We start from the raw sequence: 23,191 nt of genomic DNA on the forward strand, positions 1-23,191 counted from the left end.
AACATACCTGTTGCGTAATCCACGGTGTCAAGCAAGGTCTACCTCACTTCCCTGCCTCACCCGCGGTCGCACGCCGTACGATCCCGAGGTGCCCTCCCCCACCGCGCGACCCACGCGCACGCCGTCTGGCGCCGCCCTCGTCGTGGACGGGCTGGTCAAACGTTACGGCGGCCGCGCCGTCGTCGACGGCCTGGCGCTGAGCGCCCGCGCGGGCCAGGTCACCGCAGTCCTCGGCCCCAACGGCGCCGGCAAGACCACCACCATCGAGTGCTGCGAGGGCCTGCGCGCGCCCGACGGCGGCACGGTGCGTGTCCTGGGCCTTGACCCGCACGCCGACGCCGCGGCCCTGCGCCCACGCGTCGGCGTCATGCTGCAGGACGGCGGCCTGCCGAGCGGCGCCCGCGCCCTTGAGGTCCTGCGGCATGTGGCCGCGATGTACGCGCGCCCCCGCAACGTCGGCGAGCTGGTCGAGCGCCTCGGGCTCGGCTCCTTCGCGCGCACGCCGGTGCGGCGCCTGTCGGGCGGGCAGCGGCAGCGGCTCGCCCTCGCGTGCGCCGTCGTGGGGCGTCCTGAGCTCGTGTTCCTCGACGAGCCCAGCGCTGGCATGGACCCCCAGTCGCGGCACGCCGTGTGGGACCTGGTGCGCGAACTGCGCGCCGACGGCGTCGCCGTCGTGCTCACCACCCACCTGCTCGACGAGGCCGAGGCACTCGCCGACCTCGTGCACGTCGTCGACCACGGCAAGGTCATCGCCTCGGGCGCCGTGCCCGACCTGCTCGCGCGCAGCGCCGACGCCGGCGCCGAGGTGACCGTCCGGTTCACCGCGCCGCCCGGGTTCGACGTCGCCCACGTCGGCGCGTGGCTCGCCGAGCGCGGGGTGAGCGACCCCGCGGTGACGGTCGGCCGCCGCACGCTCGAGGACGTGTTCCTCGACCTGACCGGAAGGCACCTGCGATGACCGCGACGACCGCCCACCGCAGCGCCGCGGCGCCCGCATGGCGGCGCGTCGCCGCCCAGGCGGCGTTCGAGACGCGGACCATCCTGCGCAACGGCGAACAGCTCCTCGTGACCCTCGCGCTGCCGCTGTTCCTGCTCGTCGGGCTGGTGCGCACCTCGATCTTCGAGCTCGACACCGCGGGTGCGACGCGCGTCGACTTCGCCACCCCGGGCGTGCTCGCCGTGGCCGTCATGTCCACCGCGTTCACGTCTCAGGCGATCGCCACGGCCTTCGACCGGCGCAACGGCGTGCTGCGGCTTTTGGCCACCACGCCGCTGGGCCGCGGCGGCCTGCTCGCCGGCAAGGTGCTCGGCGTGCTCGCGGTCGAGGTGGTGCAGGCGGTCGTGATCTCGGGCGTCGCACTCGGCCTCGGCTGGCGCCCGCACGTCGAGGGTGTCGCCGCGGCCGTCGGAGCCGGACTGCTGGGCACCGCGGCGTTCACCTCGCTCGCCCTGCTCATCGCGGGGGCGCTGCGCGCCGAGGGTGTGCTGGCGGTGGCGAACCTCATGCTCGTCCTGCTGATCGCCGGCGGCGGCGTGCTCGTGCCGCCCGACCGCCTGCCCGGCCCGCTCGCGCCCCTCGCGGCGCTGCTGCCCTCGGGCGCACTGGGCGAGGCGATGCGCGGCGCGCTGCTCGGCGGCGGTGTGCCCCTGGCCGCCATCGGCGTGCTGATCGCCTGGACCGCGGCCTTCGGCTGGAGCGCCGCGCGGCTGTTCCGCTGGCAATGACGCGCCCGGCGGCAATGACACCCCGGCGGGCGCCACTCGCGCGGCGTATCTCACACCCGCGGGGCCCGCTCGCGGCGGGGAGCGCCGTCGTCGGACGCTAGCGTGGGCCTGTGGCCGAGACCCTCGTGAACGACACGGCACGCCGCGACCGGCTGGCCCCGTGGCGCCGACACACGCGCGCCGTGCTCATCGCCAACGTGATCGGGCAGATCGCGATCATCGTGACCGGCGGCGCCGTGCGGCTGACCGCCTCGGGCCTGGGCTGCTCCGAGTGGCCGATGTGCACGCCGGGCAGCTTCACCCCGCGGTACCACCCCGAGTCGAGCTTCCACCCGTTCGTGGAGTTCGGGAACCGGACGATCACCGGCGTGCTGGTCGCCGTCGGCGTCCTCGTGCTGTTGCTGGTGTGGACCGACCGCTCGCGCTCTCGCGCCTACCGCGCCCTCGGCCTCGTGCCCCTGGCCGGCGTGCTCGCGCAGGCGGTCATCGGCGGCGTCGTCGTGCTGCTCGAGCTCGACCCACGCTGGGTGTCGCTGCACATGGCGGTCTCGACGGCGCTGGTGTGGCTCTCGGCCTACCTGCTGCACCGCCACGGCGAGGGCGACGGCACACCCGTGCCGCTGGCCGGGCCGCGGGTGCGCGCGGCCGGATGGGCGCTCGGGATCCTGCTGATCCCGGTCATCACGCTGGGCGTGCTCGTGACCGGCTCGGGCCCGCACTCGGGTGACGACACCGTCGGCTACCGCTTCGCGTTCGACCCGATGGCCATCACCCGGGCGCACTCGGGCGCGGTGTGGCTGTTCGTGATCGCGCTCGCCGCGCTGGTCCTGCTGCTGTCGCGCACGACGACGTCGCCACGGGTCGCCGCGGCCCGCCGCGCCGCGTGGCTGGCCGTCGCCGCGACCCTCGCGCAGGGCGCGATCGGCTACACGCAGTACTTCACCGGCCTGCCGGCCTGGCTGGTGGGGGTGCACATGCTGGGCGCCGGCCTGCTCATCTGGGCGACCGCCCACGCCGTGCTGACCCTACGCACCCGCCCCTGACACCCCAGCACCACCCGCGCACCCCTCGCCGCGCCCGCACAGCCCGGCCCGGCCCGGCCCGCGCGTTCGAGCATGCGCGGAGAGTTCGAGCATCCGGTGGGAGTTCGAGCGCCCGAGGGCTCGAAGACGCCCCTGATTGCTCGAACTCTCCGCGAATGCTCGAACTCCACTCCCCCGCCGACGCGCGAGCATCCGACGGCGCAGCGGGCAGGCGAGCAGGCAGCGGGCGCGGCGGCTGCGGCCCGGCGGGCTCGTGGGTGGGGTGTGCGAGCGGGCGGCGGGGGTGTGACAGGGGCGTGACAGGGTGGTGACAGCGCGTCGGCGCACGCTCAGTGCCATGAACAACCCCGCGATCGAGGCCACGGGCCTCGTCAAGGTCTTCGGCGACAACCGCGCCGTCGACGGCGTGGACCTGACGGTGGCGACCGGCTCGGTCTACGGCGTCCTGGGCCCCAACGGCGCCGGCAAGACCACCACCATCCGCATGCTCGCCACGCTGCTGCGGCCCGACGGCGGCCACGCCCGCGTCTTCGGGCACGACGTCCTGCGCGACCCGCAAACCGTGCGCTCCCTCATCGGCGTCACCGGCCAGTACGCCTCAGTCGACGAGAACCTGTCGGCCACCGAGAACCTCGTGATCTTCGGCCGGCTCCTGGGCCTGTCGAGCCGCGCCGCGAGGGCCAAGTCGGTCGAGCTGCTCGAGGAGTTCGCGCTGACCGAGGCGGCGCGCAAGCCGCTCAAGGCATTCAGCGGTGGCATGCGCCGCCGCCTCGACCTCGCCGCGAGCCTCATCGCGCAGCCTCCGCTCATCTTCCTCGACGAGCCCACCACGGGCCTCGACCCGCGCACCCGCAACCAGATGTGGGACACCATCCGGCGCCTGGTCGCGCAAGGCTCGACCGTGCTGCTCACCACCCAGTACCTCGACGAGGCCGACCAGCTCGCCGACCGCATCGCCGTCATCGACCGCGGCCGCGTCGTGGCCGAGGGCACGGCCGACGACCTCAAGCGCTCCGTCGGCCAGCAGTCGCTGCAGGTGACCATCGCCCGCCGCGACGCCGACCGCGCGCGGGGCGTGCTGCTCACCGTCGTCGGGCAGGAGCCCTCGTCGGCGCCGCTCGCCGACGGCCTGCGGGTCTCGGCGCCGGTCGACGACTCGACGGTCGTCACCGAGGTGCTGCTGCGCCTGCGCGAGGCCGGTGTCGAGGTGTTGGAGCTGGCCCTCGCCAAGCCCTCGCTCGACGAGGTGTTCCTCACGCTCACCGGGCACGCCGCGACCAGCGATGACGCCGCCCACGCCGCAGAGAAGGTGCTCGCATGACCACCCTGACCGCTCCCACCGCTCCCCTGGCGCGCGCCCAGGCGGCGCACCCCGTCACTCTCGCCACGACCGTCTCGCAGTCGCTGACCATGGCGTGGCGCGGGCTGGTGAAGATCCGCCGCACGCCCGAGCAGCTCTTCGACGTGACGCTGCAGCCGATCATCTTCACGCTCATGTTCACCTACATCTTCGGCGGCGCCATCGCCGGCAGCGTCACCGACTATCTGCCGACGATCATCCCCGGCATCCTCGTGCAGACCGTCATCACGACGTCGGTCGTCACGGGCACCCAGTTGCGTGAGGACATGGACAAGGGCGTGTTCGACCGGTTCCGGTCGCTGCCGATCGCCCGCATCGCCCCGCTGGCCGGAGCCCTGCTCGCGGACACAGTCCGCTACCTCATCGCCACGACGCTGACCATCGTCATGGGCCTGATCATGGGCTGGCGCCCGGCGGGCGGCGCGCTCCGGCTGATCGGGGCGGCGCTCCTGGTCATGCTCGTCGCGTGGGCGGTGAGCTGGATCTGGGCGTTCTTCGGCATGATCGCCCGCACCGCGTCCTCGGTGCAGGGCATCTCGATGATGATCATGTTCCCTCTGACGTTCCTGTCCAACGCCTTCGTCCCGGCGGACACGCTGCCGGGCTGGCTGCGGGGGTTCGTCAACGTCAACCCCATCTCGCACCTGGTCACGGCGGTGCGTGAGCTGGCGGCTGGCGGCTCGGGCGGAAGCGACGTGCTCCTGGCCCTGGCGGGCGCCGCCGTCGTCGTGGTGGTCTTCGCCCCGCTCGCCGTGCGCGCGTACATGCGCAAGGCGTGATCCATCCGTAGGTCCGGTCGGCCCTCGGCGGCTTCGCTGCCGGGGGCCGACGGCGTGAACCTCAGGCGGGGCCTGCGAACGACTCCAGCAAGGCCAGCGCGCGCGCCGGCTGAGTCTCCCGGTCGAGCGCCGCGACACGCGCGGCGGCCGCGTCCAGGGCGGCGCCGTGCCGGGCGGCGAGGGAGGCGCGCAGCGGCGCGCGCCGCAGCGCCTCCAAGTCCTGCCGCGCGCCGAGCGCCTCCCCGAGACTCCACAGCTCGAGGCCCAGCGCCACGTCGGCGGCGCTCGCCTCCGCGTCCTGGGCCAGTGCGACGGCGGCGCCGACGCACGTCGTGCCCAGCACGGGGCGGTCCACGCCGCGCGCCGCCCACATCACCATGAACGCCGCCGCGCGCCGGCTTGCGTCGCGCGCCGCGTCGAGCGCCTCGGCCCGGCGCCCCGCCTGGGCGAGCCGCACCGCCGACGCCGCGCCCATCATGATCGCCCACGGCGCCGCGGGTCCCTCCTCGCCCGCGAGCGCGGCACGCGCCTGCCGGTAGGCCTCCAGCGCACCGTCGACGTCGCCGCGCGCGTACGCCACCTCGGCGCGTCCCGCGTGGACGACGGCGCTCTGCTCCACTCCGCCGGCCCCGCGACCCTCACCGTCGGCGGTGTCGAGCGAGTCGCACAGCCGCTCCGCCTCCTCGACGTCGCCTCGATCCAGCGCAGCGGCCAGGTCGATCCAGTCGAGCATGCGGGTGGCGTCCCCCGTGCCGAGCCGCCCCAATCCGGCCCGGGCGCGAGACGACCACTCGATCGCCGCGGCCGAGTCGCCGTCCTCGCTCAGCCCGGAGGCGGCGAGCATGGCCGCGAACGCGCGCGACGCGACGTCGCCGACAGGCTGCGCCGCCTCGTATGCCTTGATCGCCATCTCCACCGAGTCCGCGAGGCGTCCGTCGTTCTCCGCCTCCTGTGCGAGGGCCGCGTAGGCCATGAAGACGAGGAACGGGTCGTCGTCGTGGCGCAGCGCGCCCATGAGTCGCACGACCTCGTCGAGGTCGCGGCCGAGCGCGGCCAGGAGCGTGCGGGCGACCAGGCGCGTGCGACGCCCGATGGCGGGTCCGGCCGGGTCCGCGTCGTCCACCCGCAGCAGGCGCACCAGACGGGCGATCATCCGGGCGGCGCCCGGGCCGCCCTCCATGCCCCGCGACACCCCGGCGAACCCGAACGCGAGCGCCGCCCGGTCGCGGTCGGCGCGAGGCACGTCCCACCAGGTCGCCGCCTCGACGACGGCGGAGGCGAGTCCGGCGGCCCGCTCGGGGGCGCCCTGCAGCACCCACACCCCGGTGAGCGCGACAAAGACGTGGACGACGACGTCGGGCCGCAGCGCCGCGGACGCCCCGGGTCGTGGCGGCGCTGTGGCGGGGGCGGCGGCGGCGCGCAGTGCGAAGAGCAGGTTCTCGTGCTCGCGCGCGATCTCGTCGAGCGCGTCGAGCTGGCCGGGCCCGAGCAGCTCGCCCGAGCAGCGGTCGGCGACCTCGGTCGCCCACGCCCACATCGCGGCGTGCACGGCGGGGGCCTCGCCCGCCTCGTCGAGCCGCACGAGGCCCAGCTCGCGGACCGTCTCGAGCATGCGGTAGCGCGTCCCGCCCGGCACGTCGGTGGCGGCCGCGATCGACTGGGTGACGAGCGCGTCGAGGTCGTCGAGCGCGTCCAGCGGCCGCGCGCCTGGGTCAAGCCGCCCGAGCACCGCCGCGGCGCGCGCGGAGAAGCCGTCGGGCAGCACGGCCATGCGCCGCCACAACTCCTGCTGCGCGGGCTCGAGCAGGTTCCAGCTCCACGCGATGACGGCCTCCAGGGTGCGGTGCCGCTCGGGGGCCGTGCGATCGCCGCCGCGCAGCAGCGCGAACCGCTCGTCGAGGTGCGCCTCGATCTCCTCGACGCTCATCGTGCGCACCCGGGCCGCGGCGAGCTCGATCGCGAGCGGCAGCCCGTCGAGTCGCTCGACGAGCCGCACCACGACGTCGTCGGGCAGGTGCGCGCCCGGGCGCGCCGCTGTGGCGCGACGGCGAAAGAGCTCGGCGCCCGCCCCGCGCGCGTCGAGCGGCGCGGGCGCGTAGACCTGCTCGGCGGCGAGCTGGAGCGGTGCGCGCGACGTCGTCAGCACGCGCAGTCCAGGGGCCGAGGCGAGCAGCTCGTCCGTCCACTCCGCGGCCCCTGCCACGACGTGCTCGCAGTTGTCGAGCACGAGCAGCGTCGGCGTCGACCGCACCCGCTCCACGAGTTGGTCGCGCACGTCGCCCACGAGCATGCGGTCGCGGATGCGCGCCGAGGTGGTCGCGGGGATGCCGAGCGCGTCCGCGAGCGCCAGCGGCACGTCGTCGTCGGTGCGCACGCCGGCGAGCTCGGCGACGGCGACCTGCGGCGGCTCGGCGGATGCGCCGTCACGCGCGCGGCCGGCGACCTCGAGCGCGAGACGCGTCTTGCCCAGCCCGCCGGGGCCGAGGATGGTGACCAGGCGGTGGGTGTCGAGAGCGGCGAGCACCGCGCCGACGTCGGCGTCGCGGCCGAGCAGCGGCTGCGCCGCGGCGCGCAGCGTGCGGGCCGCGACGCGCGCGGGCGCCGGGGTCTGTGGCGCCGGCCCGAGCCCGCTCACCAACGCCGCCAGGTCGGGTGACGGGTCAGCGCCCAGCTCGGTGACGAGCGCGTGGCGCAGGTGCGCGAACACCCGCGCGGCCTCGTCTCGGCGTCCGAGCGCGCCGAGCGAGGTGAGCAGGTCGCGCGCGGCGACCTCGTCGGTGGGGTCGGCGTCGAACGCGGGGGTCGCGAGGGCGACGACCGTCTCGTGGTCGCCCATCGTGACGGCGGCCTGGCGGTGGACGGCGACGAGGTCGTCGTGCAGCCGGGCCGCCGTGGCGCCCAGCACCCCCGCCAGCGCCTCGAAGGACGGGCCGAGCCCGTCGCCCGGCGTGCCGCGCCAGCGGGCCAGGGCCCTGCGTGCGGCCTCGGCCGCGTCGGCGGGCGCCCCGTGCGCGAGCGCGCGGCGCGCGGCGTCCAGCTCCGCGCCGGCGGCGTCGAGGTCGCTGGGCGCATTGAGCGCGTACCCCCCGGTCCGGGCGACGACGACGGCGCCGCCCGCGGTCGCCCGCAGCCGGGACACGAGCGACTGCAGGGCGGCGCGCGGGTCGGCGGGCACGCCGTCGGTCCACAGGTCCTCGACCAGGCAGGCGGCGGGTACGGCACGGCCGCCCGCGAGCGCGAGCGCGACGACGAGCGCCGCGGCGCGTTCGCCGCGGGGCGGGCGCGGACCGCCGTCGGGACCCGCGACGGTCACGGGTCCAAGGACGCCGACGCAGGGCTCGGTGGGGTGGAGCACTCGGCAACCCTAACCGGCCCAACCTGCACGGACGCGCCGCGGGGCGCCAGCGCGACGGCACGCGCCGCACCACAGGCCGGCCGCGTGATCGCGGCTCGGCCGACTCAGCGCGGCAACACCCCTCGGCGGTAGGGCCAGGGCGCGTCCGCGGGCCGCAGGGCCGCCCAGCCGCTCGCGCGCGCGGCGGCCGCGGCGAGCGCGCCCACGACCGTCGACGGGTTGTGCAGCGACCCGTCGAGCACACAGGCCACGACCTCGTCGAGCGGCGCCCAACGCACCTGCATGGCCGCCTCTTCGTCAGTGCGCACGTGGCGCTCGGCCTGCGGCACCGGCGTGAGGTCGCGCGCGAGGAAGACGCGCAGCGCCTCGTTGCTGCTCCCCGGCGAGGTGAGGAAGTCGGTCAGCACGTCCCACCGGGCGGCCCGCAGGTCCGCCTCCTCAGCCAGCTCACGCGCGGCCGCGACCTGCGCGTCCTCGCCCTCGACGTCGAGCAGCCCGGCGGGAATCTCCCACAGCACCGAGCGCACGGGGTGGCGATACTGGTCGATCAGCGCGACGTTGCCGTCGTCGTCGAGCGCGACGACCGCGACCGCACCAGGGTGGTCGACGTACTCGCGCAGCACCGTCCCGGCCTCGCCGAGGTCGACGTCGTCGCGCACGACGTCGAAGATGCGACCGCGAAACGCGTCGTCGCGCCGTGACCAGGGTCGCGGCGCGACGACGTCGTGCAGCACGCCGCTCACGCGCCCTGGCGCTCGAGGGCGGCGGCGATGAGCCCCGAGAACAACGGGTGCGAGCGCGTCGGGCGCGACTTGAACTCGGGGTGCGCCTGCGTCGAGACGTAGTACGGGTGCGTCTCGGCCGGCAGTTCGACGAACTCGACGAGCGTCGAGTCCGGCGACGTGCCCGAGATGCGCAGGCCCGCCGCCTCAAGCTGCTCGCGGTAGGCGTTGTTGACCTCGTAGCGGTGCCGGTGCCGCTCGGAGACCTGCTCGGCGCCGTAGGCCTTGGCGACCTGCGAGCCGGGCGTCAGCGTCGCCTCGTACCCGCCCAGGCGCATGGTGCCACCCAGGTCGCCCTTGCCGTCGACGATGGCGAGCTGCTCGGCCATCGTGGCGATGACGGGGTGGGGGGTGGCCGGGTCGAACTCGGTCGACGACGCCTCGGCGTGGCCCAGCACGTTGCGGGCGTACTCGATGACCATCGACTGCAGGCCCAGGCAGATGCCGAGCGTGGGCACCAGGTTCTCGCGCGCCCAGCGCAGCGCGCCGATCTTGCCGTCGATGCCGCGCACACCGAACCCACCAGGCACCAGCACCGCGTCGACGCCCTCGAGCGACGCCTGCGCGCCCTCAGGCGTCTGGCAGTCGTCCGCGGCGACCCAGCGGACCGAGACCTTGGTGTCGTTGGCGAAGCCGCCCGCCCGCAACGCCTCGGTGACCGACAGGTAGGCGTCGGGCAGGTCGATGTACTTGCCCACGAGGGCGACCTCGACGTTGTGCTCGGGCTCGTGCACGCGCTCAAGCAGCGTGTGCCACCCGTCCCAGTCGACGTCGTGGAACGGCAGGTCGAGGCGGCGCACCACGTAGGCGTCCAGGCCCTCGGCGTGGATCACGCGCGGGATGTCGTAGATGCTCGGCGCGTCGGCGCAGTTGACCACGGCCTCGGTGTCGACGTCGCACATGAGCGCGATCTTGTTCTTGATGCCCTGCGGCACGGGGCGGTCCGAGCGCAGCACGATCGCGTCGGGCTGGATGCCGATGCTGCGCAGCGCGGCGACCGAGTGCTGGGTGGGCTTGGTCTTGAGCTCGCCCGACGGCCCGATGTACGGCACGAGCGAGACGTGCAGGAAGAAGCAGTCATCGCGCCCCAGCTCGTGGCGCACCTGACGCGCGGCCTCCAGGAACGGCAGCGACTCGATGTCGCCGACGGTGCCGCCGATCTCGGTGATGATGACGTCGACGCCGTCACCCGCCTGGTCGCGCATGCGCGACTTGATCTCGTCGGTGATGTGCGGGATGACCTGGACGGTGTCGCCCAGGTACTCGCCGCGGCGCTCCTTGGCGATGACGCGCGAGTAGATCTGGCCGGTGGTGACGTTGGACGACGCGGGCAGCTCGATGTCGAGGAACCGCTCGTAGTGGCCGATGTCGAGGTCGGTCTCGGCGCCGTCCTCCGTGACGAACACCTCGCCGTGCTGGAACGGGTTCATGGTGCCCGGGTCCACGTTGAGGTACGGGTCGAGCTTCTGCATGGTCACGCGCAGGCCGCGCGAGCGCAGGAGGCGTCCGAGCGACGAAGCGGTCAGGCCCTTGCCGAGCGAGGAGACCACACCGCCCGTCACGAAGATGTGGCGCGTCGTGTGCGAGGCACCCGAGCGGCCGGAGGAGCGGGTCTGCTGTCGAGTGAGGTGGTCTGCCACGGAACTCCATCCTATCCGACACCCCGTCACCCGCCCGGCCACCGACGCTGTGGGTCACAGCACGCCCCCCGCTCACACCTCACCCCCACCCCGCGTGACCCCCCACCCCGCGCAACCACCCCGCGCAGCCGCCCCGCGCAGCCGCCCCACACGCGTGAAGTTCGAGCATTCGTCGAGTTGTTCGAGCGCCCGAGTGCTCGAACAACCCGACGAATGCTCGAACTCGCCGCGAATGCTCGAACTCCCGCGCGGAGGCGTGCGGTGGCGGCGGCTCGGTCTCGGCTTCGGGTCTCAGTGTCCGGGCAGGCGGGTCGCGGCCTTCTTGGCGAAGCCGAGCACGCGGGCGCGGAGCCCCGCGTCGGCCAGGGCGGCGACGCCGAGCGCCACCACCGCGATCGCCACCGCCGCGGCCCCGAGGCCGAGGTTGGCCGCGAGCGCCGCGCCGTCGAACCGCACCTCGCCGTGCACGGGAGCGGTGACCGCTGTCGGCACGAGGCGCCCGAGGACCGCGCCGACCGTGACGCCGACCGCCAGCACGAGCACGGTGAGCGGCACACCGGTCAACGCCCCGGCGCCCAGGTTTCGGCGCACGGCCGCCATGAGCCCGACCCCGGCGACGAGCATGCCGAGCGTCGTCGCGCCGCCGAGGAAGGCGAGCACCTCCGACGGCGTGGCGCCCGCGCCGAGCGCCGTGGGCGCCAGCGCGACGCCTGCGGCGACGACCAGCCAGCCAGCGGCGGTCGCGACGACGGCCGCGCGGCCGCGGTCCACCGTGTACAGGACGCGTGACAGGTGCAGGATGAGCGCGAATCCCACCAGGCCGGGCGCCATCCAGGTCAGACCCGCGGCCATGCCGGGCGCGTCGCCCTGCACCATGAGGTCGAACACCGCCTCGACCTGCGGGGCCGCGGCCAGCAGCGCCGCGACGCCCACGGCGACGGCCGCAAGCAGGGCGCGGGTGGTCGAGGACACGAGAGCGCGCAACTCGTCCATGCGTCGGTGCGTGGCGTGCTCGGTGAGCCGCGGGAACGCGCTCGTCGCGATGGGGAACGCGAGCACGGCGTACGGCAGGAGGTACACCTGCTGCGTGTAGAGGTAGACCGAGAACGTCGTGTCGCCGAAGCCCTGCGCCGTGCGCACGACCAGCAGCGCCGACAACTGCTGGGCGAGCAGCGCTCCGACGCCCGCGAACGCGAGCCGGGCGGCGCGGGCGCCTTGTCCGGCGGGGAACCGCAGTGTGGGGCGCAGACGCAGCCCGGTGCGCCACACGGGCACGACCAGCGGCAGCACGAGGAACGCGACGCCGACGGTGGCGCCCCACGCAAGCCAGCCCAGCGCGCGCGCCGACAGGTCCGCGACGGCGCGCGGGTCCTCCCCGATCACGCTGAACCCGGCGTACACCCCGATGACGACGAGGCTGGAGACCAGTGGCGCGAAGGCGGGCCAGAAGAACCGTTTGTGCGCCTGGAGCACGCCACCGAGCACCACCGCGACGCCGTAGAGCGGCACCTGGATCGCGAACACGCGCAGGAACCCCGTTGCGACGTCGGCCACGACGGGGTCCTGGACGTCAAGCAGGTGGACGGTGATGGGCCGCGCCAGGAGCGCGACCACCGCCCCGAGCGGGACGAGCACCGCGAGCGTCCAACCGAGCAGCGCCGAGGCGTTGCGTGAGGCGATCGCACGGGACTCGGCGCCGCCCTCGCCCGTCAGCGCGGCGCGGCTCAGGGGGCCGGCGACGAGCGGCACTATCGCCCCCGCGAGCGCGCCGCCCGCGGCGACCTCGAACAGGATGTTGGGCAGCGTGTTGGCGGTGTTGAACGGCTGCCCCACGCCCCCCGATCCGAGCCACCAGCCCTGGGCGAGCCAGCGCCCGAACCCGACGAACCGACTCGCGAGCGTGACCGCGGTGATGAGCAGCGCGGCGCCCGCGAGCGTCTGCGCGCGGCTGGCCCCGGCCGAGCGTTGGGGCGCGGAGGGCTCCTGGGTCACCGCCGCCCCAGGTCGTCGACCGCCTTGAGCCAGGGAGTCTGGGCGATGACGGCCGAGAAGCTCACCCTCTCGCTCGCCAGGTTGAGCCCCACGACGCCCGCGAGCGCGGCGAGCCGCAGCGGGCGCGGCAGGCCCAGCGCCAGGCGCGCGCCGACCAGGGCTCCGAGGGCGTTGGCGCCACTGTCACCGAGCATGTCGCGCTCGCCTAGGTCCCCGGGCCAGGCCGCCGCCCCGGCGCCCAGCACCGCGCCGGTCCCCGCAGCCGCGAGCGGCCCGCCGACGGGCACGACGGCGAGCGCCGAGGCAGCCTTGAGCGCGCGCCCAGGGCGCAGGTCGAGCAGGTTCGCCAGGTTGGCGGCGCCCGCGATGAGCGCGCCGTTGACGACGACGTCGCCGCACCACTGCGCGGCTGAGCCGGTCTTGCGGGTCCCGGCCGCGGCCGCCACGATCGACGTCGCGCCGATGCCGAGGACTTTCAGACCACCGGTCGTCAAGCGCCCCTGCGCAAGCGCGCCGAGGTGCCCGCGCAGGCCTTTCGTGCGCGTTGACGTGTCCTCGGCCAGGTCGTCGACGAGCCCGAACGCGCCGGCGCCGACGGCCGCCGTGACCCCGGCGATGCGGCCACGGCCCCGTCCGGCGACCAGTGCGCCCGCGGCGAGTCCCGCGGCGACCGCCGGACCCTCAAGAAGGCTGATGGGCTCGCCGCGGTGGTTGACGCGCGTCCAGCGCGCTTCCCCCCCGGGCGGCCTCCGGTCGAAGGCCACCCGCGCTGCCGCAGTGACCCCCGCGGCCACCGCGCCGCCGAGCGCCAGTCGACGCGCGCCCATCAGCCGTTGCCGCCTTCCGAACCCGCGCCGCCACCAGGCTGCGTGACATCGCCCGTGTCGTCGTCGGTCTGTCCGTCGGCGCCCGCGCTGTCACTCCCGGCGTCCGCGCCCAACCCGGTGTCGGCCCGGGGGCGCACGACGCGCGGCAGCGGCGTCGTGCCGTCCTCGAACCCGTAGTGACCGGTCGTGCCCGCGAGCTGCGCGGCGACGGCCAGGGGGGCCGCGATCTGACCGACGGGCTTGTCGACTCCGCTCACGGTCGACACGCGCTCTGCGACGTCACTGTCACCACGCACCGTGGAGACGACGTCGCCCGACGTCGTGGTCGGACCAGCGACGACGGTCGGCGCGACCGCCTGGACCGCGCCCGCGAGGGTGGCCATCGAGACGGCGGTGGCCTCGGACGGCGCCGGCGTCGCGCTCTGCGGCGCCCCGGAGCCGGCCGTGCCTGACACCAGCAGGACGGCGTCGGCCGCCGCAGTCAGATCGCCGTCGACGACGATCAGATCCGCCTGGACGAGTTGCTGCTGGAGGGCCTGCGCGTCGTCGCTGCGCGTCCCGGGCTCCGACTCGTGCGCCAGCGCCAGCGCGAGAGCGGTCCCGAGCAGCTCCTCGGTCGAGGCGTCCTCGGACAATCCCTCCTCGATCGACCGCAGGCGCGGGCGCATGCCCGCCGCGACGGTCTCGCGGAAGCCCTCGTGGTCGTCGTCGGCCCACGCCTCGGTGAGCGCGAGCCTCGCCGAGACTGACCCGCCCGCCGCCTCGATCCCCGCAGTGACGTCCTCCATGATGTCGTCGGACACCCCGTCGAGGTCCACCACGGCGACACTCCGGCCCACGAGCGTGCCCTCGAGCAGGGAGGGCCCGGCGGCCTCGATGAACTCGAGCCGTTCGTCGGCGTCGGCCTGCGACCGGGCGAGCGAGTCGCGCAAGTCGTTGCGCTCGGTGCGCAGCGAGTCGACCTGGTCGGTCAGCTGGTCGCCGATCGTGCCCTGGAGCGGGCCTGCGCCCAGGATGATGCCCACGGCGAGCGCGAGGAACACAGAGATCAGTGAGACGAGGTGGTAGCGGAAGTCGATCACGGTGTGCGGGCGCTCCTTGGGCGGGCAGGGCGGTCTGTGGTCGAGGGGGCGGAGGCGGGCTCAGCCTCCGAAGAGGCGGCCGATCCCCGAGACGAGGTCGTCGAACCGGGCCGCGACGAGGCCGAAGAAGGTCTGGCCGACGTTGGTCGACCACAGCGCCGCGACGACGGCGGCCACGCCGGCGAGCGACAGCAGCGCGAGCTGCGTGTTCGAGATGCGCGTGCGGTACAGCCGGGAGACGCCCTTGGCGTCGACGAGCTTGCCGCCGACGCGCAGCCGGGTGAGGAAGGTCGAGGCCATGCCCGCGCGGCCCTTGTCGAGGAACTCGACCAGGGTGGCGTGCGTGCCCACCGCGACGATGAGCTCGGCGCCCTTGTCGTCGGCCAGCAGCATCGCGATGTCCTCGCTCGTGCCGGTCGCCGGGAACACCACGGGCTCGACGCCGAGCGCGCGCACGCGCTCCAGCCCGGGCGCGTTGCCGTCGCGGTAGGCGTGCACCACGATCTCGGCGCCCGACGCCAGCGCCTGGTCGGACACCGAGTCCATGTCGCCCACGATCATGTCGAGCTTGTATCCGGCGTCGAGGATCGCGTCGGCGCCGCCGTCGACGCCGATCAGCACCGGGCGGTTGTCGAGGATGTACGGGCGCAGGATCGCGAGGTCCTCGCGGTAGTGGTAGCCGCGCACCACGATGAGTACGTGCCTGCCCTCGAACACGGTGCGGACGTTGGGCACGCCCACGCCGTCGAGCAGCAGGTCCCGCTCGCGGCGCAGGTACGACATCGTGTTCTCGGCGAACCGTTCGATCTCGGTCGACAGGCCCTCGCGCGCGGCGGCGAGGCTCGCCTCGACCGTCGCCTCGGTCTGACGCACCCCCTCGGCCACCGTCTGGCCGTCGACGACGACGCGGCCCCCGTCGATCGTGACCGCCGCCCCCTCGCGCAGGTCCATGACCGCAGGGCCGAGGTCGTCGACCAGGATGACCCCGGCCTCCAGCAGGATGCTCGGGCCGGCGTTGGGGTAACGGCCCGACGTCGAGCGCGCCGCGTTGAGGACGGCGACGGGCCGCGCGGCCACGAGCGCGTCGGCGGCGACGCGGTCGATGTCGATGTGGTCGATCACCGCGACGTCGCCGACCGCGAGACGCTTGGTGAGGTCCTTGGTGCGGCGCCCGACGCGCGCCGGGCCGCGCGTCGAGGCGGCGTCTGACGCGTCCTTGGCGTGCGCGGTCGAGCCGCCTGACCTGCGGGGAATGAGCTTCATCGGTCTCATCGTCCCACGGTCGAGCTCTCCAGAAGCTCTCGCGCGTGCCTGCGGGCGTTCTCACTGTCGTCCTGGCCCGAGAGCATGCGCGCGAGCTCACGCACCCGTGCGTCGTCGGTCACCTCGTGGACGCCGGTGACCGTGCCGCTGTCGCCGGCCGACTTGGTGACCACCAGGTGCGTGTCTGCGAAGGCCGCCACCTGGGCGAGGTGCGTGACGACGATCACCTGCGTGCTGTGGGCCAGCAGAGCCAGTCGACGCCCGACCTCGACCGCAGCGCGGCCGCCTACTCCGGCGTCGACCTCGTCGAACACGAAGGTGGGCAGCGTCGGCTCGGCGCCGACCGCCCCCTGCACCGCGGCCGTCGCCAGCGCGACCTCGAGCGCGAGCATGACGCGGGAGAGCTCGCCGCCCGACGCACCCTTGCCGAGCGGGCGCGCGGACGCCCCGGGGTGCGGGAGCAGGGAGAACGTCACCTGGTCGGCACCCCATGGTCCGGGCTCCGCCGGCGCGACGTTCACCTCAAGGCGCGCGCCGCCCATCGCGAGCCCTGCGAGCTCGGCGGTGACCGCCGTCGAGAGCCGTTGGCCCGCGGACGTCCGACCCACGGTGAGGTCGCCGCTCAGCCGCGCGAGGTCGTCGTCGAGCTCGGCGGTGCGCTGCGCCATGCCGCGCAGCCGCTCGCCGCCGTCGTCGAGGTCGAGCAACCGCAGCCCCGCGTCGGACGCCCAGCGCAGCACGTCGTCGACCGTCTCGCCGTAGGAGCGCGTGAGCGCGGTGAGCTGCGCGAGCCGGGCGTGCGCGGTCTCCAAGCCCGCCGGGTCCGCCTGGAGGTCGTCGACGTAGGCCGACAGCTCGGTCGCGGCGTCGGCGACGAGGTAGCCCGCCTCGGCGATCCGCCCCGCCAGTTCTGCCAGGCCCGGGTCGTCGTGCGCCGCGGCCTCCAGCGCGCGCCGCGCGCGCGTGAGCTGCTCGACGGCCGAGGCGACCTCGTCGGACTCGCCGGCCAGCGCGTCGTGCGCCTCGGCCGCGGCGACGCGCAGCGCCTCGACGTTGCCCAGGCGGGCCACGAGCGCCTGCAGCTCGGCGTCCTCCCCCGGGCGCGGGTCGACCCGCTCGATCTCCGCGAGCCCCAGGCGCAGCAGCTCGGCCTCACGCGCGCGCTCGACGGCGCGCGCCGTCAGGTCGTCGATCTCGGCCTGCAGGGCCGCTCGCTCCGCCCAGGCCGCGCGGTAGGCGTCCAGCGTGGCGAGGTGCCCCGGTCCTGCGAACGCGTCGAGCGCCTCGCGCTGCTTCGACGGCGTGCGCAGCCGCAGTTGGTCGGCCTGCCCGTGCACGGTCGCCAGCTCGTCGGCGATCTCGGCGAGCACCCCCTGGGGCACGCCCCGCCCGCCCAGGTGGGCGCGTGAGCGCCCCTCGGCGGCGACGGTGCGCAGCACGACGACGGTGCCGTCGTCGTCGACCGTCCCGCCCGCGTCCTCGACCCGCTCGACGACGCCGTTGCGGCCCACGACGTGCCAGCGCCCCTCGACGACGGCGCCCCGCGCGCCCGGTCGCACGGCGCCCGGGTCCGCCTTGCCGCCCATGAGCAGGCCGAGGCCCGTGAGCACCATCGTCTTGCCGGCGCCGGTCTCCCCCGTGATGACCGTCAGGCCGCGCGCGAGCGAGACACGCGCCGACCGGATGACGCCGAGGTTCTCGATCGCGATCTCCTCAAGCACGTCACACCGCCTTGGCGTCGTGGGGCGACTGCCCCCGCGGGTGGGGCGCCTCGGGGGCAGCGCCGTCATCGGTCGCCGCGTCGGTGAGCGCGGTCAGCCGGGCGCGCGCGGCCGCGGCGTCGTCGGCGGCCTCTCGCCAGCCGACGACCGGCAGGGAGAACTTGGACACGAGTCGGTCCGTGAACGGCGCAGGCGACAGGCGCGCGAACCGCAGCGGCTGCTCACCGCGCCGCACCTCGACGGTCGAGCCGACGGGAAGGTCGATGCTGCGCCGTCCGTCGCACGTGAGCACCGCGGGCACCGGTGACCGCTCCAGCACCGTGATGCGGTAGGCCGAGCGTGGGCCGATCACCAGCGGCCGCGCGAACAGCGCGTGGGCTGACAGCGGCACCAGCAGCACACCGTCGACGTCGGGCCACATGACCGGCCCGCCCGCCGAGAACGCGTGCGCCGTCGAGCCCGTCGCCGTCGACAGGATGACGCCGTCGCAACCGAAGCTCGACAGCGGCCGGCGGTCGACCTCGATGCCGACCTCAAGCATCCGCTGCCGCTCGGCCTTCTCGATGGTGGCCTCGTTGAGCGCCCAGCCGGTCAGCGGCTCGTCCTCGCCCGGGCGGTGCACCTGGACGGCGGCGACGGTGCGCTCCTCGACGACGTAGTCGTGCTCGGCGAGCCGTTGCACGGCGGCGCGCAGGTCCTCGCGCTCGGACTCGGCGAGGAAGCCCACGTGGCCCAGGTTGACGCCGAGCAGCGGCACCTGCGTGCCGTGCGTGAGCTCGGCCGCGCGCAGGATCGTGCCGTCGCCGCCGAGCACCATGACGACCTCGGACTCGGCGACGCCCTCGCGCAGACGGGTGGTGGCCATATGGTCGCCGAACGTCTCGGCGAGGTCGTCGTCGTGCAGCGCGACCTCGAATCCTGATGCCTCCAGTTCGCGCACGGCCTCGCTCAGCGCCGCGACGGCTCGGGGGCGGCCGCCGTGCGTGACGACGAGCACTCTGCGGGTCACGATGCACCTCCGGGGCGATTGGGCGGGAGCGCCGGCGTCAGCGGCACGACGGGCGGCGGCAAGGTCGGGTTGCCGTCGGGCCGCCAGTCGGCCGCGGCGCGGACCGCCGCCTCGACAGATCTGTCTGGCGGGCCGGAGCCCAGTTCGGCGGGCGGCGTGGCCCGCTCGAACACCACAAAGTACTCGCGGTTGCCGCTCGGCCCGGGCAGCGGGCTCGGCACGACGGCCCGCGCGCACAGCCCGGCGCGAGCGCCCGATTCGATGACGTCGACGACCGCGGTGACGTGCAGCGCGGGGTCCCGTACGACGCCGCCCGCGCCCAGCCGCTGCCTGCCGACCTCGAACTGGGGCTTGACCAGCAGCAGCGCCCACGACCCGGGCGCGAGCACCCCTTCGACGGCGGGCAGCACGAGCGTCAGGGAGATGAACGACAGATCGCCGACCACAAGGTCGGGCTCGCGGGCGAGGTCCTCGCGGACCAGGCCGCGCACGTTGTACCCCTCGACCACGGTGACGCGCGGGTCGGCGCGCAGCCTCGGCACGAGCTGGTCATGGCCCACGTCGAGCGCGACGACGTGCGCCGCGCCCCGCCGCAGGAGCACGTCGGTGAACCCGCCCGTCGAGGCGCCCAGGTCCAGGCACCAGCCGCCGTCGACCGCGGCCGCCACGCCGCGCCCGGTGGCGTGGGAGCCCAGCGCGTCGAGCGCCCCCGCGAGCTTGAGGGCGGCGCGTGAGGCGTACCCGGCGTCGTCGGGGTCGGGTTCGACGACGAGCTCAGCGTCCTGCGGCACACAGATGGACGGCTTGGTGACCGTGCGCCCGGCCGTGCTGACGCGGCCCGCTCGGACCAGGTCGGCGGCCTGGGCGCGTGAGCGCGCCAACTGTCGCCGCACGAGTTCGGCGTCGACGCGGACCGCCGTCACGCGGCGCCGCCGTCGGCAGGCTCGCCCGCGAGGCGGGCGCGCAGCGTGTCGTGCACCGCCTCGAATCGCGCCACGTGCTCACTGACGGGCAGGTCGTCGAGGTCGGCGAGCAGGTCCGCGGGCGCGACGGCGTCGGGTCCGCCCGCCTCTACGCGTGTCCCGCTTCCGTCCTGCGACATCGCTCTCCCCCGGTCAGTCATGCGGCCGGTCCGACCGCTGGTGGCGTGGGCCGAACGGCCCGTCACCACGCTACCGGCTGCCACCGACGCTGACCGCCAGGCGCCGCGCGCAGACGGCGTCTCCACAGCCGGGCGGCTCGTCGCGTCGGCAGTCTGCTCAGGCGGTCAGCTCGGGCACATCCGCCGCGGCCACGGGCTCCCCGGCGTCGGCCGCCGCCCACACGGCCGCGCACGCCGCGCGCACGACGTCGATGCCCGCCGTCCCCTGCCGGTCGACCTCAAGCCGTCCGTCGGCCACGCGGGCCGCGCGACCGGCGCACTCCCACCAGCCGTCCGCGCCGAGCGCCGGGAGCGGGTGGGGCTCCAGCAGCGCGCGCAGGTCCGCGCCGACGTAGTGCGGGCGTAGCCCCGGCTCCGCCAGCACGTCGTCGCGCGCGCTGGACACACCCGTCAGGACGTGCAGACCCGGATACCCGCCCGAGCGCGCCCCGGCCAAGTCGGTGTCGAGGCGATCGCCGACCACCAGCGCCCGCGCTCCACCGGCCCGCTCGACGGCGAGCCGGTACATGGTCGGCGACGGCTTACCCGCGCTTGACGGCTCAACGCCCGTCGCGGCCATGACCGCGCCGACCAACGCCCCGTTGCCGGGCGCGTAGCCGCGCGCGGTCGGCAGCGACAGGTCACGGTTGCTCGCCACATGCCAGGCGCCGGCCGCGACGGCGTACGCGGCCTCGGCGAGGTCGGCCCACGCCAAGTCCGGCGCGAAGCCCTGCGCGACCGCCACAGGTGCGTCGTCTGCCGATGACACGACCTCGAAGCCCGCCGCGCGCACGGCGGTGAGCAGCCCCGCGCCACCGACGACCAGGACGCGCGCGCCCGGCTCGAGGCGGGTGCGAAGCAGCGCCCCACAGGCCTGTGCGGCCGTCATCACCTCGTCGGGCGCGGTCGGGATGTCGAGCCCCGTGAGCTGGCCGGCGACCTCCTCAGGCTCGCGCGACGCGTTGTTGGTGACGAACACCAGCCGCAGCCCGCGGCCGCGCGCGGCGACGAGGCTGTCGGACGCGTGCTCGATCGGCAGGTGGCCGCGGTAGGCGACCCCGTCAAGGTCGACGAGTGCGAGGTCGTACGCCTCGGCGAGCGGGACGTCGCTGCCGAGCAGTCCTGCGGTGGTCACGAACGAGCCTCCTCGTCGGTCACGTCCTCTTGCTCCTCGTCTACGCCCTCACCGGCCTCGTCGATCGGCTCATCGTCGGGCTCCGCGTCCACGTCGTCCGACTCATCGTCCGCGTCCGACTCATCGTCCGACTCATCGTCCGCGTCCACGTCGTCCGACTCAGCGTCCGCGTCAGCCTCGTCCGACTCATCGTCCGCGTCAGCCTCGTCGTCGTAGACGTCGTAGACGACGACGTCGTCCTCGGGCTCGGCGTTACCCGTCGCGCGCTCGAGGTCGTCGGGGTCGACGTCCGCAAGCAGCGCCGCAGCCTCCTCGTCGCGTCCGGCGGCCTCCAGCGCGGCGGCGCGGGCCGCGAGCACGCGCAGCGCGCGATCGCCCGACTGCGGCGGGATCTTGTCAAGCACGACCAGTGCGGCGTCATGCTCTCCCAGATCTGACCGCGCGCCGCTGACGACGAGCGCGAGCTCGACCTTGCCGACCGCGTCGAGCGTGTCGGCCTCCGGCGAGGCAGCAAGAGCGATCGCGCGCTCGGGCCGCCCGAGGCCGCGCTCAGCGTCCGCCATGATCGGCAGGTGCTCGGACGAGCCATTGAGCCGACGCACCGTGCGCAGCTCGCGCAGCGCCTCCGCGAAACGTCCCGTGCGGTACGCGGCGATCCCTGCCGCCTCCCGCACGACGTCGATGCGGCCGCCGCGGCGAACCGCCGCCTGCGCGTGCTCGTAGGCCAGCTCGGGGTCGATGTCGAGTAGCCGCCCGGCCATCACCAGGTGCGCGCCGACGCGCTCGGCGTTCTCCTTGGACAGGGCGCGCAGTCGCTCGCGGGCGTCCTTCGCGAGCTCCCGGAAGGTGACGTCCTCGGGCACCTCGGGCTCGGGGACACGCAGGCGCTCCGGACGCTGGTCCTGGGCCGGGCGGTCGTCCCGACCCGGTCGGCCACGGTCGGACGGTCGACCGCCGCGCTCGCGCATACCCTGGCCGCCACGCCGCTCGTCACGGTCGCCGCGCTCGCGCATACCCTGGCCGCCACGCCGCTCGTCACGGTCGCCGCGCTGGCGTTCATCCCGGCGGAAACCGGCCTCACGACGCTCGGATCCTCGGCGCTCGTCCCCACGATCGTCACGGCGAAAGCCGCCGCGGCGACTCTCGTCAGGACGTCCGCCCGCACCACGGTCCTCACGACGGAACCCGCCATCTCCGCGGTCATCACGGCGGAACCCGCGCTCACCGCGCGCTTCAGGTCCGTCCTCGCGGCGGAAGCCGCTCGGCCGGTCCTCACGACGGAACCCGCGGTCGCTCCGCTCGCCGGAGCGGAACCCTCCATTCCGCTCACCGCCGCGGCGATCGCCACCGCGAGAGGGAACGTCCCCTCGGTCCTCGCGGCGAGGACCGTCGCTGCGGTCATCGCGGCGGTAGCCCTCGCGGCGGAACCCACCGTCAGCGCGATCATCGCGACGGAAGCCGCCCTCGCGCCGCTCGCCCCCGCGAGCGTTCCGCTCACCACGGTCTGGGCCCTGGAATCCACGCCGCGCGCCCTCACCGCGGTCGCGATAGCCACCGTCGCCGCGGTCATCGCGGCGGAAACTCCCCTGCTCGCGACGCGCCGAGTCGCGCCGATCGGACCGCTCGCCGCCACCGTAGCCAGGATCGCGCCGCTCGCCACCGCGGAAGCCGCCGTCCCGCCGCTCACCGCCGCGGAAGCCACCCTCGCGGAAGCCACCCTCGCGGTTACCTCCCTCGCGCCGATCGCCACCACGGAAACCGCCATCCCGATAGCTGCCCTCACGCCGCTCGCCGCCGCGGAAGCCGCCGTCGCCTCGGGCGTCGCTGCGGAAACCACCCTCGCGGTAGCCACCCTCACGCCGCTCCCCGCCACGGAACCCACCGTCACGGCGCTCGCCGCCACGAGAGTCCCGGCCGTCACGACCGAACCCTCCGTCGCGATCGTCGCGCGCGGGGCCCTCGCGTCGCGGTCCGCCTCGCAAACCCTCCGGCCGCTGGTCCCGACGAGGTCCACCGCCACGCTTGTCGTCACGCGACCACGGCTGACCCCCTGTGCGCCCGCCCGAACGCGGGCCGTCGCCCGAGCCCTGCCGGTCGCCTGCGGGTCTGCCTGCGGAACGGGGCCCTCGACGGTCGTCGAAGCGGCGCGGGCGACGGTTGTCGCCGCGCTCCTCACCCTGCTCACGGGCGGAATCGTTCACGGTGGTCCTCTCGGTTTGTGCGTCAATCGATTCTCCCACGCGACCGTGGGCCGGCACGTTCGCGCGGCCCGGCCGGACTTGTGAGATCGGCGTCTGCGGAGGTGTCTGGGTATGCGAAAGACCCCGCACCTGGGGT

The 23,191-nt window shown here is 74.9% G+C and carries 19 protein-coding genes; 6 read left to right on the plus strand and 13 right to left on the minus strand.

Annotation, left to right across the window (positions count from 1 at the left end):
- The first annotated feature begins 88 nt into the window (after positions 1-88).
- The 5 genes from EV386_RS07495 to EV386_RS07515 all read left to right on the plus strand — a co-directional run bounded on the left by EV386_RS07495 (position 89) and on the right by EV386_RS07515 (position 4,907).
- Positions 89-958, plus strand: coding sequence for an ABC transporter ATP-binding protein (locus tag EV386_RS07495; RefSeq protein ID WP_130413750.1), 870 nt, complete (start codon positions 89-91; stop codon positions 956-958).
- The gene (locus tag EV386_RS07500; RefSeq protein WP_130413752.1) at positions 955-1,725 is read left to right on the plus strand and encodes an ABC transporter permease; all 771 of its coding nucleotides are present in this window, start codon (positions 955-957) and stop codon (positions 1,723-1,725) included. The genes EV386_RS07495 and EV386_RS07500 overlap by 4 nt, the downstream gene beginning before the upstream one ends.
- A gap of 110 nt (positions 1,726-1,835) precedes the next feature.
- Positions 1,836-2,768, plus strand: coding sequence for a COX15/CtaA family protein (locus EV386_RS07505; RefSeq protein WP_130413754.1), 933 nt, complete (start codon positions 1,836-1,838; stop codon positions 2,766-2,768).
- A gap of 337 nt (positions 2,769-3,105) precedes the next feature.
- The gene (locus EV386_RS07510; protein ID WP_130413756.1) at positions 3,106-4,089 is read left to right on the plus strand and encodes an ATP-binding cassette domain-containing protein; all 984 of its coding nucleotides are present in this window, start codon (positions 3,106-3,108) and stop codon (positions 4,087-4,089) included.
- Entirely contained in the window at positions 4,086-4,907 is an 822-nt protein-coding gene (locus EV386_RS07515) for an ABC transporter permease (RefSeq protein WP_130413758.1), read from the plus strand. The genes EV386_RS07510 and EV386_RS07515 overlap by 4 nt, the downstream gene beginning before the upstream one ends.
- A gap of 61 nt (positions 4,908-4,968) precedes the next feature.
- Here the strand turns inward: EV386_RS07515 and EV386_RS07520 are convergent, their stop codons facing one another.
- From EV386_RS07520 to EV386_RS18490, 13 genes are all read right to left on the minus strand, one after another.
- The gene (locus tag EV386_RS07520; RefSeq protein WP_130413761.1) at positions 4,969-8,262 is read right to left on the minus strand and encodes an ATP-binding protein; all 3,294 of its coding nucleotides are present in this window, start codon (positions 8,260-8,262) and stop codon (positions 4,969-4,971) included.
- 104 nt (positions 8,263-8,366) lie between these two features.
- Positions 8,367-9,005: an NUDIX domain-containing protein gene (locus EV386_RS07525; RefSeq protein WP_130413763.1), complete on the minus strand. Its 639-nt coding sequence runs from the start codon at positions 9,003-9,005 to the stop codon at positions 8,367-8,369.
- Positions 9,002-10,684, minus strand: coding sequence for a CTP synthase (locus EV386_RS07530; RefSeq protein WP_130413765.1), 1,683 nt, complete (start codon positions 10,682-10,684; stop codon positions 9,002-9,004). The genes EV386_RS07525 and EV386_RS07530 overlap by 4 nt, the downstream gene beginning before the upstream one ends.
- A 291-nt stretch (positions 10,685-10,975) precedes the next feature.
- Entirely contained in the window at positions 10,976-12,676 is a 1,701-nt protein-coding gene (gene murJ / locus EV386_RS07535) for a murein biosynthesis integral membrane protein MurJ (protein ID WP_130413767.1), read from the minus strand.
- Positions 12,673-13,503 carry a hypothetical protein gene (locus EV386_RS07540; protein WP_130413769.1) on the minus strand — a complete coding sequence of 277 codons (831 nt, stop codon included), beginning with the start codon at positions 13,501-13,503 and terminating at the stop codon, positions 12,673-12,675. The genes murJ and EV386_RS07540 overlap by 4 nt, the downstream gene beginning before the upstream one ends.
- Positions 13,503-14,585, minus strand: coding sequence for a copper transporter (locus EV386_RS07545; protein ID WP_130413771.1), 1,083 nt, complete (start codon positions 14,583-14,585; stop codon positions 13,503-13,505). Before EV386_RS07545 ends, EV386_RS07540 begins: the two co-directional genes overlap by 1 nt.
- 60 nt (positions 14,586-14,645) lie before the next feature.
- Positions 14,646-15,848: a putative cytokinetic ring protein SteA gene (gene steA, locus EV386_RS07550; protein ID WP_242607875.1), complete on the minus strand. Its 1,203-nt coding sequence runs from the start codon at positions 15,846-15,848 to the stop codon at positions 14,646-14,648.
- Positions 15,849-15,853: 5 nt separating this feature from the next.
- Positions 15,854-17,569 carry a DNA repair protein RecN gene (gene recN / locus EV386_RS07555; protein WP_130413775.1) on the minus strand — a complete coding sequence of 572 codons (1,716 nt, stop codon included), beginning with the start codon at positions 17,567-17,569 and terminating at the stop codon, positions 15,854-15,856.
- Between the two features lies 1 nt (position 17,570).
- Positions 17,571-18,578: an NAD kinase gene (locus EV386_RS07560; RefSeq protein WP_130413777.1), complete on the minus strand. Its 1,008-nt coding sequence runs from the start codon at positions 18,576-18,578 to the stop codon at positions 17,571-17,573.
- A complete protein-coding gene (locus EV386_RS07565; RefSeq protein WP_130413779.1) occupies positions 18,575-19,501 on the minus strand; it encodes a TlyA family RNA methyltransferase in 927 nt (308 codons plus the stop codon). The genes EV386_RS07560 and EV386_RS07565 overlap by 4 nt, the downstream gene beginning before the upstream one ends.
- Positions 19,498-19,680 (minus strand): hypothetical protein, encoded by a 183-nt coding sequence (locus EV386_RS07570; protein WP_130413781.1) that lies wholly within the window; start codon positions 19,678-19,680, stop codon positions 19,498-19,500. Before EV386_RS07570 ends, EV386_RS07565 begins: the two co-directional genes overlap by 4 nt.
- 157 nt (positions 19,681-19,837) lie before the next feature.
- Positions 19,838-20,854, minus strand: a complete 1,017-nt coding sequence (locus EV386_RS07575) for an HAD-IIA family hydrolase (protein WP_130413783.1) — start codon at positions 20,852-20,854, stop codon at positions 19,838-19,840.
- Positions 20,851-21,717, minus strand: a complete 867-nt coding sequence (locus EV386_RS18490) for a tetratricopeptide repeat protein (RefSeq protein WP_242607876.1) — start codon at positions 21,715-21,717, stop codon at positions 20,851-20,853. Before EV386_RS18490 ends, EV386_RS07575 begins: the two co-directional genes overlap by 4 nt.
- Here EV386_RS18490 and EV386_RS18495 point away from each other — a divergent pair.
- On the plus strand, positions 21,622-23,139 hold the full coding sequence (locus EV386_RS18495) for a hypothetical protein (protein ID WP_207216490.1): 1,518 nt from the start codon (positions 21,622-21,624) through the stop codon (positions 23,137-23,139). The two genes, EV386_RS18490 and EV386_RS18495, sit on opposite strands and share 96 nt — an antisense overlap.
- The last annotated feature ends 52 nt before the right edge of the window (positions 23,140-23,191 follow it).

Source organism: Xylanimonas ulmi (assembly GCF_004216535.1).
GTDB lineage: Bacteria > Actinomycetota > Actinomycetes > Actinomycetales > Cellulomonadaceae > Xylanimonas > Xylanimonas ulmi.